Here is a 14258-nt window from a genome sequence, read left to right on the forward strand (position 1 = left end):
ATTGAGGGCTAAGTATGAACATTCAGGAATTCCCCTTACAGCGGGCTGGCGCCGATCTTGACCATTTGCTGGAAAAAGCAAAATCCTTTGATCCCGTTGTCACCGCCGTGATCCATCCTTGTGATGCGCTGTCCTTAGCTGGAGCCCTTAAAGCGTGGGATCTTAAGCTAATTGTGCCCATTCTAGTTGGCCCAGAGAAACGAATTCGGAGCGTGGCCGATCAAGAAGGTCTTTCGTTGGACGGGGTTAGAATCGTTGACTCCGAGCATAGTCACGACTCGGCCGAGCGTGCGGTTCGCCTTGTACGCGAGGCGAATGCTCAGGCCTTGATGAAGGGTGCGCTACACACTGACGAAATAATGACCGCCGTATTGGACAAAACGGAGGGTTTGCGAACAGAGCGCCGTATGACCCATGTGTTCTTTATGGACGTGCCAGCTTATCCAAAGCCGCTCCTTATCACCGACGCTGCAATCAATATCGCGCCCGACTTATTGACCAAGGCCGACATTGTTCAAAATGCGATAGACCTTGGGATTGCGCTTGGAATATCGGTACCAAAAGTTGCCATTTTGTCAGCCGTCGAAACGGTTAATCCACGTATACCCTCAACAATTGAAGCTGCAGCGCTTTGTAAAATGGCGGAGCGTGGCCAGATAATAGGTGGCATCGTCGATGGCCCTCTGGCATTTGACAACGCTATTTCACTTCAGGCTGCCAAGGCGAAAGGGATCATTTCCGATGTCGCCGGCCACGCAGATATTCTTGTCGCACCAGACCTAGAATCCGGAAATATGATCGCCAAGCAGCTTACGTATCTTGCGGGTGCGGAATCAGCAGGACTGGTTTTGGGCGCACGCGTCCCCATAATTTTAACCAGCCGCGCTGACGGAATCCGCAGCCGTATCGCCTCCTCGGCGCTCGCGTCCCTTTATAGAGCTTCTCAGTTCAAATGAGGGCGGTTCTTACGCTCAATGCTGGATCATCCACACTGAAGTTCAGTCTCTATCAAGCCTTAAAAGAGCCGAAACTCATTTTGTCCGGCATGGTCGACAATATAGCAGGTGCCGCTGAACTTATCCTCAATCGAGGTGGCAAAAGAACCGATACTCCCGTCCAGGCGGACACACCTCAAAGTGCCTTGGACGCAGTTCTGTCGGGGCTGTCCAGCGATTTCGCGAAACTGGATATTGTCGCTGTCGGCCATCGGATCGTACATGGTGGTACGCGATTTAGCGCTCCCGAAATCCTCACACCCGAAACGATGGAAGCACTGGGCGAACTGACGCCCCTTGCGCCACTTCATCAACCATTCAATCTCGCGGGTGTACGCATCGCGCAAATCGCCTTTCCATCTGCGATTCAAATCGGTTGCTTTGACACCGCCTTTCACCGTGAGCACCCTTGGGTGAATGACACTTTCGCGCTCCCCCGAGAGTTCTATGACCAAGGTATTCGACGCTACGGATTTCACGGGTTGAGCTATGAATTTGTAACCGAAGAGCTTATGCGTCGCTATCCGGATCTCAAAGACAAGCGGATCATTATCGCTCACCTAGGGAACGGTGCGTCTATGTGTGCGATCAAAAACGGAAAAAGCCGCGCGTCTTCGATGGGCTTCTCGGCTCTTGATGGCCTACCGATGGGAACCCGCTGCGGACAAATTGATCCCGGAGTAATACTCCACCTCATTGAGCAAAAAGGGATGACGACACAGGAGGTTACGCATCTTTTGTACCATCAAAGTGGCATGAAAGGTCTGTCCGGAATTTCCGGCGACATGCGAGAGTTATTAGCGTCTGATGCTCCGGCAGCCAAGGAAGCGTTGGACTATTATGTGTTCCGAGCCCGACGGGAAATTGGGGCATTAACAGCAGTTCTTGAGGGTCTTGACGCGTTTGTTTTTTGCGGAGGTGTTGGAGAAAATTCCGCCGTTCTTCGGCAACGTATAACCAGCGGTCTTGGCTATCTCGGCCTCTTCGTAGACCCCATTAGAAACGCCCGGAATGCTTCGCAGACCGGTACAGGGCCCGTTCAAGTATTGACGATCCCAACGGACGAAGAATATGTGATCGCTCGCGCTGCGGTGCAATCGCTAAACAGTCTCTAATCAGAGGTCTTTGGTTCATCTGGGACTATTTCAGCATCCTGAACGTCTTCCTCATCATCCAAGTCGTCGTTACGAATACTCTCGGTAATGAGCGCCAGCATTGAAGCAGAATTTGTTGATTCACTTTCGGGTTCTGATGGCGTTTTCCAACTCAACGTGTCAATGCTATTACATTTTGTACAAACGGGCACCCAAACACCATGCACTTGCCCACAGTTATCGCAAACCCATGCCTCGCTTCGGGGGGCGGTGACCGCTTTTGCAAGCCATCCCCGAACAGTCGCATCGTCCGCGCCTTCACCCCGTTCAATCGCCGCCATCAATGCCAAACTACGGGAGGACGGTGACGTTTCTGCCAATGTCCCCATTTTTCTCCGCGCCGTGGGAAAGTCTTCCGCAGAAATAAGAAGCTCCGCCAAAAGCATTATCGTCTCGGGGTGGCCTGTGCGCTGATTGGTGAGGGCCTCAAATCGCTTCAACCGCGCTTTTGCATCTTCGTTTGGATCAATTCGAGCAAAGGCTGCCGCCAAATCGGGATGGGGTTGGGCTGCCCACGCTTTTTTCAACAACCGCGCAGCAAGCTTTGGTTTGCCCTGCTCTATATAGACATCCGCGGCCAAAACGGACGCCGGGATTAAGTCGGGAGATTGTTTTTGTGTGGCAATCGCGGCTTCACGTGCCTCGATCGTTGACGTTTCATCCAAAAGGATACTGACTTCGGACAACGCCAATACAGCGTCGCGTCGCTTATAAACATCCCTTGGAATCGCCCCTGTCTTGACCTGAGATTTAAGGGTGCGGCGCGCGCCTTGCCAGTCATGTTTTTCGGTCTGAAGTTGCAACAACGTGTTCTGGGTTTCAGTGTGTCGTGGTTTTAAGGCAAAAGCCTTTTCCGCAAGGGCCAGCGCTGTCACTGTATCGCCTTGTGCGAGTTTCTGTTTCATTATCCCACGCACGCCAACGAAACGCGTGCGCTCATCGGTAAGTAACCGCCTGTAAACTTCCTCAGCTTTTTGCGTGTCTCCGGAGATTTCAGCAGCCTGCGCAGTCAATAAATTCGTCAATTCGGGCCGGTTTAGATACTTGTCAGCACGCGCGGCCTTCGCCATCGCAACGCGACTTTCACCCGACGAAAGCGCCATCATTCCCTGCGCCAATGCCTCATATCCCTTGCGCTCACGGTTGCGATCAAAGTACCGCGAAATCGCGGTTTCGTCGCCACTCAGGAAACGTATGACGGCCACAACAAGTCCTACGATTTTGATCAAGAGCCACACCAAAACAAGGAAAGCAACCGAAACGATTGCCGCCTGCAATGGCTGCAACGTAAATTCAGTGTTTGCGACCGCAATCCGAATTCCCTCGTTCGACTCAGCTAATATTCCAGCGCCCAGCGCGAGCGCAGCAATAAGAACCACAAAAGATAGAATTTTTACTAGTGACCAAATCATGAGGGCTCTCTTAATTCTCTGAAATTGAGGAAACGAAGGTTTGGATGGCGGCTTGTGTCTCTAATCTGTAAGTTGCGGACTTCATCCAATCCGCCATTGCTTGTTGGCTCGCTGGAGGAAGGGACGAAATTTCTGAAAGCGCCTCTTGGAGGTTTGCATCTCCAACTGCAGCCTCGGCCCTAGAAAGGATGGCATCGGGATCATCGCCAGCACGCGGTTCCAATGATCTCGCTCCAGTTTGACTGCGCAAAAAGGCGCCTAATCGGTCAATCGCACTTTCGTCCGTCGTTTCATACGCAACTGCAGCAATAGCGGCGCGTGCCGCAGATGGGAACGCTCTGCGCAGGTCCGCCACGGTCGCCACGCCAGAAATCGAAGCGGCTTGCAATTGAGCGGATGCTTCTTTTCCGGTTGCTTTTGTAATATCAGTCAAAGCGGCGTCAAAAGAGTTACCGCCTTCAATCGCCGAATTAATATTGGACATTCCAGCCCTTAATAGAGCCGCATTAGCGATCGCAGTTGCCCCAGCCTGAAGCTCTTCGGCTTGGCTTGTGGCCTTAGATATCTTGGCTTCCGCCTCTTTGGCCACGGTTTCAATTTGGGTTTTTTGCGCCGCCAGTGTTTCACGCATAGCTGTCAATTCCCGCTCGTAAGCAGCGACCGCAGCATCAGAGGCATCATTGCTAGAAATCGGGCGTTTTTCAAGATCGGTTAATCTTACTGAAAGCTGTTCGACACTCGCACTCAAAGCATCAAGTTCAGCATTTACACCTACAACATCCTGCTTATTTTCTTGGCTAAGTGCCGTCAGTTCTGAAGTGTATTTCACTTCATCGACTTTGCCGCCCAACGCATCGGTTTGCGTCTCAATCATTCGTTTGAGTTCAACTATTTCGGTTGATTGGGATGCGATCTTGGCGTCCATTTCACTCGTGTCTTTGCCCGCAACAGGCCACCCTTCGGGCACGACTTGCGCCACACCAAACCCAAGAATTGCAGCAACCGCGCCACCAAGGAGCGCGGGAATGCCTGCCCTTTTTTTGGCGACTGGCTCGATATTCCCGTCGGCATCCGGCTTTTCCGAAGCAACGTCTGCATCTGGCGCGATATCTGGAATGACAGCCTCATCCCGCGCTTCAACTTCGACAACTTCACTATCGACAGTTTCGACAACAGGTTCAGATTCCGCGTTCGTTTCTTCAATTTGTGCGTTTTCGGGAGAAGTCTTATTGGTCACGAAAAGTCCCTTTCTAGCATCACATTAACAATAGCCATCCGTGACGCATATCACAATCAAGTTAGGTTTGCGCGCGTGCAATGCAAGGTTCAATCGTTGAAAAATCGCGCTACAATTTGAAGCATCATATCTCCGGTTGGTAGCCGAGGTACAACAATATTTTTGCGAAAAGGTGTTGGAAGTCGGCTGGCTACATTTTGACTCAGCGCAACGACCTTTATTTCATGAGCGCGCGCGAGCGGAAGATTGAGGTTTTGAATTTGCTCAGAAAACAATGCAGCCGTTCGTGGCGAAAACAGAGGAGCCACCACGGTTTTTTCCCCCTTCAAAAGGAATTGTGCCCGTTGCGTCAACGGCAATGCATTTTGCAGGTACACAACTAGCTCTACGCACCTAATCCCAGCGGTTTTCAGTTGGCTGGCGACATCGCCCTGTGTAAACGCGCCATGCAAATGGATAAGCTCCATTTCTGGCGGGTTAGAGACAATTTTCTGCACAAGAACAGAGGCCGTCTCTCCAACCTCTCTCACGTTGAAACCAGCCTTTCTCGCGAATTCTGCCGTGATGTCGCCAACACAATATGCAGGCCTTCCCGCGCCCGTGCCTGCTCCAAGAACCCCGTTGCGGGATGAAAAAATCGCAGCTTCAAATCCCACATCATACTGCAAATATTCGATCTCAATAAGAGGTGAATAAGTCACGTCCTCTTCAGGACCAAGATTGAGCCTGTTAGCAAAGTCTTGGGCCGCTTGGATGGGACGTGTAAGTAATAGGGCTGGATGTTTTGAAATCATTGACGAACTACTGGATTGTTTAGATTGAGCGGGAATGTTACCTGCGAATAGAAAGGAGCGCCAATGCCAAAGCAACTCACAGTGCTGGGAATCGAAAGCAGCTGCGATGATACCGCCGCGGCAATTGTACGCCACGAAGTTGGCAGCGCCCCACAGATTTTGTCGCAAGTAGTGGTCGGACAGGCCGACCTTCACAAGGATTTTGGTGGTGTGGTCCCCGAGATCGCCGCACGTGCGCATGTAGAAAAGCTCGATTACTGCGTCCAAGATGTCATGAGCCTTGCAGGTCTCAGCTTTTCTGACCTTGACGCAATTGCCGTAACATCCGGCCCCGGTCTCATTGGCGGTGTCATTTCGGGCGTCATGTGCGCCAAAGGAATCGCAGTAGCAGCGGGCTTGCCGCTGATTGGTGTCAACCATCTTGCGGGGCACGCCTTGACCCCCCGCCTGACGGATTCCCTCGATTTCCCTTATCTCATGCTGCTGGTCTCGGGAGGGCATTGCCAATTTTTGATCGTTCGCAGCGAAAACGAATTTACCCGCCTAGGGGGCACCATCGACGACGCCCCCGGTGAAGCCTTTGACAAAATCGCGCGGATTTTGGCGCTACCGCAACCCGGTGGTCCGAACATCGAGAAATGTGCGCTTTCCGGTGATCCGGCGCGTTTTCGTTTTCCGCGCCCGCTTCTTGATCGACCGGGATGCGACATGTCGTTCTCTGGGTTGAAAACAGCGGTTCTCCGCGCCCGCGATTCCGTGGTTGCCGACAAAGGCGGGCTTACCAAGAAAGATCAAGCCGACCTGAGCGCGGGTTTTCAACAGGCGGTCACGGCGGTGTTGATAGAGAAAACACGCCGTGCCCTTACAGTTTACCTGTCTGAAAACCCAAGCGTGCCCGCCTTTGCTGTTGCGGGAGGCGTTTCGGCCAATATGGAAATTCGAGCCGCATTGGAGACTGTTTCTGCGGAAAACGGTGCGCGATTCATCGCGCCTCCGCTTGCCCTATGCACGGATAACGCCGCGATGATCGCTTGGACCGGGCTTGAGAGATTTCGGGCAGGTCACGAGGATGATATGACACTAGCCGCTCGCCCTCGATGGCCACTCGACACCAAAAGTGGTTCAATGCTTGGGTCTGGTAAAAAAGGGGCCAAAGCGTGAGTATTTCTGTTTTGGGGGCTGGCGCCTTTGGCACGGCGTTAGCGATTACATTGTCGAATGCGCGCACCGACGTTACGCTGTGGGCGCGTGATGAAGTCGCAGTGAAGACAATGCAAACGACACGGATGAACGCCGCGCGCCTTCCGAAGGCCCGTTTTCCCAAAACCTTGACCGTGTCATCCGACCTAGAGGCGGCATGCCAAGCGGAAACCATTCTTCTCGTCATCCCAACCCAAAAACTCGCCGCCTTCCTTCATTCGCATGCGACATTGTTGGATGTAAAAACGCTGGTTGCATGCTGTAAGGGCGTAGACCTCGCAACGGGTTTAGGTCCGGTGCAAACCATTGCGTCAACAATCCCATCGGCTCAGGCCTGTATTTTGACGGGGCCGAGTTTTGCAGTAGATATCGCCGCGGGCCTCCCGACCGCCCTCACATTGGCTGGCCCCAAAAACTGTTTGGAACCGCTACAGGAAATGCTTTCGACACCCGCCCTGCGGCTCTATTGGACAACCGATACAGTTGGCGCTGAACTCGGTGGAGCCCTTAAAAACGTCATTGCAATCGCGAGTGGCGCGGCCATTGGAGCCGGTTTCGGAGAAAGCGCCCGCGCTGCCGTTATGACTCGGGGGTATGCCGAAATTCAGCGCCTCGCGATTGCCCTTGGTGCCAAGCCGAAAACCCTTGCAGGCCTTTCCGGCTTCGGGGATTTGGCGCTTACCTGCACATCCGCAAGAAGTCGGAATTTTAGTTTTGGGTTTGCCTTGGGGGCAAAAACGGAATTTGATTCTGGTTTGACGGTTGAGGGCGCAAAAACCGCCGAAGCTGTCTCTAATCTGGCCAAAAAACATGGTATCGATATGCCCATCACAAATGCAGTGGCCGCAATTTTGGCTCAACGTCTAACAGTTTCCCAAGCGATGGAAGCCCTCATCGCGCGCCCTTTAAAGGAGGAATAACATGTTCGTAGCCCTAATCGCCAAGGATAAACTTGGCTCCCTCGACGTACGCAAAGCCAACAGAGACGCGCACGTGGCCTATCTTAAGTCCACCGGTGTCGCCCAAGCAGGTCCATTTCTGGACGAAAATGGCGACATGTGCGGCTCGCTTGTTATCCTGAATGTTGAAACCATCGCAGACGCTCAAGCATGGGCCGACCAAGACCCCTATGCCAAGGCAGGCCTGTTTCAATCTGTTGACCTGCAACTTTGGAATCGGGTCATTGGCTAATGGCGTATTGGCTGTTCAAATCAGAGCCTAATGCTTGGAGTTGGGACGATCAGGTCGCCAAAGGCGATGTGGGCGAGGAATGGAACGGGGTGCGCAATTATCAGGCGCGCAACAATATGCGGCTGATGGAAATTGGCGACTTGGGTTTCTTTTATCACTCCCTCAAGGAAAAGGCCGTTGTTGGTATCGTTGAGGTCTGTGCCCTCGCGCATCCAGACAGCACAACCGACGATCCGCGCTGGGAATGTGTGGATATTCGCGCCGTGAGACCTGTAGTAAAACCTGTTACCCTCGCCCTGTGCAAAGCGGACCCGCGCCTTGAAAACATGGCTTTGGTCAAGAATACGCGTCTCTCGGTTCAACCCGTAACAGAGGCTGAATGGACTATCATCTGCGAGATGGCTGGAGTGCCTTTTTAAGGTTTGCGAAGTTTTCCGATTGCAATACGAAATTAAGGTTATATTGAGCGAAGAAACTGGAACTCTGACGGAATTGGACACTGCCTTGACCCATGACAACACTGCCGCAAATTCTGTTTATGCGATCGAACGCTGGGGTAAGGACCTAGTTGGCGTGCTTCCCAATGGCGATCTTGGGCTTCGCAACCCCCTCAAGCCAGACGCGCCTATGGTGAGTTTACCTGTGATTTTGCAGGACCTCGAAGAACGCGGCGTTCATGCACCCCTTTTGTTGCGTGTAAGCTCGTTTCTGGAAAGCAGTATCCGCGCACTCAACGAAAGTTTTGCCTCCGCGATCAAACGTGCTGGATATAAAAACGAATATCGTGCGGTTTTCCCCGTCAAAGTGAACCAGCAAGCACAGGTTATCAGCCGGATTGTTGAATTCGGCAAGCCATACTCCCATGGCCTTGAAGCGGGCTCCAAGCCTGAATTGGTGATCGCCCTCGCCCAACCTCTGGCGCACGACGCGCTTATTGTTTGCAACGGTGTTAAAGACGCGGAATTCATCCGCCTTGCCATTTTGTCGCGTAAACTCGGGTTCAACACCGTGATTGTTTTGGAAAGCCCGAAGGAATTACAGACCGTTCTTGCCGTGGTTAAAGAATTGGGCGAGGAGCCACAACTTGGTGTTCGGGTGAAACTTTCCAACCGAATTTCTGGGAATTGGGCAGAGAGTTCCGGCGATCGTTCGACCTTCGGGATGCACACAGACCAACTTGTTGACGTTATTGATAGCCTCAAGGAAGCAGGCCTCATTCACTGTCTCAAATTTCAGCACAGCCATTTGGGCAGTCAAATTCCGGACGTAAATGACGTGCGCCGCGCTACCGGCGAAGCATGCCGTTATTTCGTCGAACTCACACGCGAAGGGGCGCCCCTGACTCACCTCGATTTGGGTGGCGGACTTGGTGTTGACTATACGGGCGAGAAATCAACCAACGAGAACTCGATCAACTATTCGGTCGACGAATATTGCACGAACATTGTTGAGACCGTGTCCTATGCATTGGATGAAGCGAAAATCCCGCACCCAATTCTTGTAACCGAGAGCGGTCGGGCCGTTGTTGCGACCTCGTCGATGCTTATTTTTAACGTCCTTGAGGCCACACTTTACGACTCTCACAACCCAACCGTACCTGCGGCTGAGGATCATCACTTTGTTTCCGACCTTGCTGCGGTTTCTGGCTATTTAGAGCCACAACGCCTTCAAGAGTGCATTAATGATTCCAGCTTTTATCGCAACGAATTGCGGGCCTTGTTTCGGCGGGGATATATTGACCTGCGCCAAATGGCGCGCGCAGAGCGCATTTACCTCCACCTCATGTCCAAAATCAAGAGCCTTGCGCCCGAAGTGGGCACGGCCCCGGATGTCGATGCTCATTTGGAGCAGTTGGCGGATATCTATCACTGTAATTTCTCACTGTTTCAATCGCTTCCTGATGTTTGGGCAATCGACCAAGTTCATCCTTTGGTGCCACTACAAATGCTCAATGTTGCCCCCGACAGACGCGCGGTTTTGTCGGATATCACGTGTGATTCCGACGGAAAAATAGACAAGTTCATCCTTGCGGACGGAATTTCGCCTTCGCTTCCCGTTCATACTCTAGACGAAAGCAAACCCTATTACATTGGCGTCTTTTACGTCGGGGCCTATCAGGAAACTCTGGGCGATTTGCACAACCTATTTGGCGATACCAATGTGGCGACAATCGACCTGCGCGACGACGGAAGTTTCGACCTTTTGCACGAACAGGAAGGCGACACGATTGCCGAGGTCCTGTCCTATGTCGAATACGACCCGCGCGATTGTGTCGATGCGTTCCGTGCAAGGATCGACAACGAGATTTCTCACAAGCGCCTAAATCCCAAAGACCGCAAAACACTTTTGGCGGCTTACCGCGACAGCATTAATGGCTATACTTACTATGAGTAACAACGAGACGAGGAGAGACGTCATGGGCAAAACATTGGTAATCGGCGCGGGCGGCGTTTCGTCCGCCGCTGTGCATAAAATGGCAATGAATTCGGATGTTTTCACCGAGATCACCTTGGCTTCACGGCGCCTTTTTAAGTGCGAGGAGATCGCGGCGGGGGTTAAATCCCGCACAGGCGTCACGATCAAGACGGCCCAAGTTGATGCAATGGATGTTCCGGCCGTTGTGGCTTTGATCCGCAAAACGGGCGCGGAATTACTGGTCAATCTTGCGCTTCCGTATCAAGATTTGGTGCTGATGGATGCCTGTCTTGAGGCAGGAATTCACTATCTGGATACCGCCAACTATGAGCCAGAGGACGAAGCCAAATTTGAGTATCACTGGCAATGGGCCTATCAGGACAAGTTTAAGGCTGCGGGTCTAACCTGCATTCTTGGCTCTGGTTTTGATCCAGGGGTGACCTCGATTTACGCCGCTTGGCTCAAGAAACACAAGTTGGATACCATTCGCCAAATCGACGTCCTTGATTGCAACGGCGGCGACAATGGCAAAGCGTTTGCCACCAATTTCAACCCCGAGATCAACATCCGAGAAGTCACCGCAGACGCGCGTCACTGGGAAAATGGCGATTGGGTGACGAGCCCCGCTATGACCCATAAAGTAACCTTTGATTTCCCAGAAGTGGGCGAGAAGAACATGTACCTCATGTATCATGAGGAACTCGAAAGCATGAAAACCCACTTCCCCGAAATCGAACGGGCGCGGTTTTGGATGACGTTCGGCGATGCCTATATCAATCACGTGCGCGTTCTTGAGGGCATTGGCATGACGTCCATTGAGCCTATCATCCATAACGGCCAAGAAATTATCCCGCTACAATTCCTTAAATCCGTGTTGCCAGATCCGTCCGATTTGGGCGAATTGACCAAGGGCAAAACCTGTATCGGGGATATTGCGACGGGTCTCAAAGATGGCGTGGAAAAAACCTATTATATCTACAATATCTGCGACCACGAGGAGTGTTACGCCGAAGTTGGAAGCCAAGCGGTTTCCTATACGACCGGTGTTCCAGCCATGATCGGCGCGGCTATGGTTCTCAAGGGGATTTGGCGCGAGCCAGGCGTTTGGAATACAGAGCAGTTGGACCCAGACGCCTTTATGGACATGCTCAACGAGCAAGGCCTGCCGTGGGAAGTTCACGAACTTAGCGGCCCTGTGGAGTTCTAAACATGGCTCAAATCATGCAAACACAAGCTGGCGACGCGGGAGCCTTTTCGCATTTTGATTTGTCACGCGTTCCCAGCCCGTGTTTCGTGGTGGATGAGATCGCCATCGCACGCAATTTGGCGATTTTGGCCGAAGTTGCGGATCAATCCGGCGCGCATATTCTGTCGGCGCTCAAGGCCTTCTCGATGTTCGCCTTGGCGCCTATGGTCCGTCAATATCTGCATGGGACATGTGCCTCTGGCCTCTATGAGGCGCGCCTAGCCCGTGAAGAATATGGTGGCGAAGTTGCGACCTATTGTGCGGGCTACAAAGAGAGCGAGTTCGCTGATATTCTCGCTCTTTCCGACCACATAATCTTCAATTCTGCGGCACAGAAAGATCGCTTTCTGCCACAGGTTAGAGCCTTATCACGAGAGGTTTTGGTTGGATTGCGTATCAATCCGGAACACTCAGAGGGCGAAATTCCAAAATACGACCCCTGTGCGCCAAATTCACGTTTGGGAATGCCAATTTCCCAACTGACGCCTGCATGTTTAGAGGGCGTGGACGGACTGCATTTTCATACGCTTTGCGAACAGGGGTTCGCCCCTCTTGAACGCACATGGTCGGCAATCGAAGCGCAAGTTTTACCTTATGTTTCGCGTCTTAAATGGCTCAACTTTGGGGGCGGACATCACATCACCCGCGGCGATTATGATCGCACGTCGCTTATCCAATTCATACGTGATCTGAAGGCGAAAACGGGCCTTGAAATCTATCTGGAACCAGGCGAGGCCGTCGCTCTTGATGCGGGAATACTTGTCGGCGAAGTTCTGGACCTACTTACCAACGGAATGGCCCTTGCGATTACCGATATTTCAGCCACATGTCACATGCCCGACGTGATTGAAGCGCCTTATCGAGCCGCTATGCTTAACGAAGATCCGCGCGGACACATCTATCGATTGGGTGGCCCCTCTTGCCTCGCGGGGGATGTTATTGGCGACTATGGCCGCACAACTCCGCTTGCCATTGGTGATCGGGTCGCGTTTTTGGATCAGGCCCATTATTCCATGGTTAAAACCAACACCTTCAACGGTGTAGCCCTACCGTCGATTGCGCTTTGGAATTCCGAAACCGACGAATTGACCATGGTGAAGCAGTTCTCTTACGACAATTTTCGCAACAGGCTATCATGACATGAGCATTTTTCTTGAGAGCGAACTCAGCCCCTCCGAACGCGATGAGACGGCACTGTTTCGCGTCATTCCGATGCCGTTGGAGCGCACGGTTTCCTATGGTGCGGGCACGCAGTCAGGCCCCGCCGCCATCATCGAGGCGAGCAATGAACTTGAGCGGCTTTGCCAAGGGATTGTCCCCTGTTCCGAAGGAATTTTTACCGAACCAGATGTGGATTGCAGTGGCCCCTTGCCCGAAATCATGGAACGCCTAGCACAGCGCACCGAATTTGCCGCTCAGAATGGCAAAATTCCGGTCACTTTGGGAGGCGAACACTCTCTTTCCTATGGTGCGGTGATGGGGGTTGCGCGTGCGCTGAAAAAACCAGTCGGGATTATTCAGATTGATGCACATGCAGATCTGCGGATTGCCTATCAGGGGGAAAAACACTCGCACGCGTCCGTAATGCATTTGCTAGGCGAAGAGGGCATTCAACTGGCGCAATTCGGCGTTCGCGCACTGTGTGAACAGGAAGTTGAAAGCCGAGAGCGGAACAAAGTTTTCTTCGTCGATGCGGAAGAGCTTGTTACCGACAATATCCACGCGGTCGACCTGCCTGCAGACTTTCCCGAGCATGTGTATATTTCCTATGACGTGGATGGATTGGATCCGTCACAGATGCCCGCCACAGGTACCGCCGTTCCTGGGGGCCTTAGTTATTACCAGTCACTACAACTGGTTGAACATGCCCTCAAAGGCCGGAAATGTGTGGGGATCGACGTGGTAGAGCTTGCTCCAAACGGCGAAATCGCTTGGGATTTTACTGCCGCGCAAATTGTGTATCGCTTGATGGCTGCAGCCCTCAAATAAAAAAGGAGGGCTCCGACCCCTCGGAACCCTCCATCACCCCACGCGCTCCACTTTGCACCACACGTGTTATGTTAGGTTCCTGTCGTCCTGACGGGATAAATTGACCCTAGGCCACGTCGCGCCATGAGGCAAGAACATTATTTTATATAACTGTTAAAATTCAATATGTTATATGTTTGTTAACGAAAAAGGCGCCAAAACTAAGGGCGCCTTTTTTAAAATTAAATCCGCAAATTATCCGTAGACAGCTTCTTTTCCGAAATATTTTACCAGCAAATAGTACACGACAACGCGATATTTAGTGCGTTCGGATTTGCCGTAGGTTTCGATGACGGCTTGAATGGCCTCCATCAATTTCGGACCTTCAGCGAGTGAGAGCTTTTTGATGAGGAAATTGTTTTTTACCGTTTCAAGTTCGGAGTCCTGAGAGCCTGCGACGGTTGAAGCATCGGCATTGTAGATTGCCGGACCACATCCGATGGTCACTTTTGTCAAAAGGTCCATATCGGGCGTTACCCCACATTTATTTTTCAAGTCGTCCGCGTACTTCGCAATTAGATCGTCCCGTTTTCCCACAATCAAACTCCATAAATGTCTGGGCCATGCCCGTTAAAAAGAACCGCTT

General features: G+C 52.2%; 14 protein-coding genes. 10 read left to right on the plus strand and 4 right to left on the minus strand.

What is annotated here, in order from left to right:
• Positions 1-14: 14 nt before the first annotated feature.
• Both RC74_RS05650 and RC74_RS05655 read left to right on the plus strand, forming a co-directional pair.
• Complete coding sequence (locus tag RC74_RS05650; RefSeq protein ID WP_052274907.1) at positions 15-956, plus strand: bifunctional enoyl-CoA hydratase/phosphate acetyltransferase; 942 nt, start codon at positions 15-17, stop codon at positions 954-956.
• Positions 953-2110, plus strand: a complete 1158-nt coding sequence (locus tag RC74_RS05655) for an acetate/propionate family kinase (RefSeq protein ID WP_039002918.1) — start codon at positions 953-955, stop codon at positions 2108-2110. The genes RC74_RS05650 and RC74_RS05655 overlap by 4 nt, the downstream gene beginning before the upstream one ends.
• Here the strand turns inward: RC74_RS05655 and RC74_RS05660 are convergent.
• The 3 genes from RC74_RS05660 to RC74_RS05670 all read right to left on the minus strand — a co-directional run bounded on the left by RC74_RS05660 (position 2107) and on the right by RC74_RS05670 (position 5760).
• Positions 2107-3561: a heme biosynthesis protein HemY gene (locus tag RC74_RS05660; protein WP_039002917.1), complete on the minus strand. Its 1455-nt coding sequence runs from the start codon at positions 3559-3561 to the stop codon at positions 2107-2109. The two genes, RC74_RS05655 and RC74_RS05660, sit on opposite strands and share 4 nt — an antisense overlap.
• A gap of 10 nt (positions 3562-3571) precedes the next feature.
• Complete coding sequence (locus RC74_RS05665) at positions 3572-4798, minus strand: COG4223 family protein (RefSeq protein ID WP_039002916.1); 1227 nt, start codon at positions 4796-4798, stop codon at positions 3572-3574.
• A gap of 89 nt (positions 4799-4887) precedes the next feature.
• On the minus strand, positions 4888-5760 hold the full coding sequence (locus RC74_RS05670; RefSeq protein WP_236940034.1) for a uroporphyrinogen-III synthase: 873 nt from the start codon (positions 5758-5760) through the stop codon (positions 4888-4890).
• Between RC74_RS05670 and tsaD the strand changes: the two genes are divergently transcribed.
• From tsaD to speB, 8 genes are read left to right on the plus strand one after another with little or no spacing between them, the layout of a single operon-like run.
• On the plus strand, positions 5656-6753 hold the full coding sequence (tsaD, locus tag RC74_RS05675) for a tRNA (adenosine(37)-N6)-threonylcarbamoyltransferase complex transferase subunit TsaD (protein ID WP_039002915.1): 1098 nt from the start codon (positions 5656-5658) through the stop codon (positions 6751-6753). The genes RC74_RS05670 and tsaD overlap by 105 nt on opposite strands.
• Positions 6750-7712, plus strand: coding sequence for an NAD(P)H-dependent glycerol-3-phosphate dehydrogenase (locus tag RC74_RS05680; protein WP_039002914.1), 963 nt, complete (start codon positions 6750-6752; stop codon positions 7710-7712). The genes tsaD and RC74_RS05680 overlap by 4 nt, the downstream gene beginning before the upstream one ends.
• 1 nt (position 7713) lies before the next feature.
• Positions 7714-7983, plus strand: coding sequence for a YciI family protein (locus tag RC74_RS05685; RefSeq protein ID WP_039002912.1), 270 nt, complete (start codon positions 7714-7716; stop codon positions 7981-7983).
• Entirely contained in the window at positions 7983-8402 is a 420-nt protein-coding gene (locus RC74_RS05690) for an EVE domain-containing protein (RefSeq protein ID WP_039002911.1), read from the plus strand. Before RC74_RS05685 ends, RC74_RS05690 begins: the two co-directional genes overlap by 1 nt.
• A 43-nt stretch (positions 8403-8445) precedes the next feature.
• The gene (speA, locus tag RC74_RS05695; protein WP_236940035.1) at positions 8446-10377 is read left to right on the plus strand and encodes a biosynthetic arginine decarboxylase; all 1932 of its coding nucleotides are present in this window, start codon (positions 8446-8448) and stop codon (positions 10375-10377) included.
• A gap of 22 nt (positions 10378-10399) precedes the next feature.
• Positions 10400-11605 (plus strand): saccharopine dehydrogenase family protein, encoded by a 1206-nt coding sequence (locus RC74_RS05700; RefSeq protein ID WP_039002909.1) that lies wholly within the window; start codon positions 10400-10402, stop codon positions 11603-11605.
• Positions 11606-11607: 2 nt separating this feature from the next.
• Positions 11608-12783, plus strand: a complete 1176-nt coding sequence (gene nspC / locus RC74_RS05705) for a carboxynorspermidine decarboxylase (protein WP_218918115.1) — start codon at positions 11608-11610, stop codon at positions 12781-12783.
• Position 12784: 1 nt separating this feature from the next.
• Positions 12785-13633 carry an agmatinase gene (gene speB, locus RC74_RS05710; protein WP_039002908.1) on the plus strand — a complete coding sequence of 283 codons (849 nt, stop codon included), beginning with the start codon at positions 12785-12787 and terminating at the stop codon, positions 13631-13633.
• Between the two features lie 234 nt (positions 13634-13867).
• Here the strand turns inward: speB and RC74_RS05715 are convergent, their stop codons facing one another.
• A complete protein-coding gene (locus tag RC74_RS05715) occupies positions 13868-14209 on the minus strand; it encodes a DUF2853 family protein (RefSeq protein WP_039002906.1) in 342 nt (113 codons plus the stop codon).
• Positions 14210-14258: the final 49 nt, after the last annotated feature.

Source organism: Falsihalocynthiibacter arcticus (genome assembly GCF_000812665.2).
Lineage (GTDB): Bacteria > Pseudomonadota > Alphaproteobacteria > Rhodobacterales > Rhodobacteraceae > Falsihalocynthiibacter > Falsihalocynthiibacter arcticus.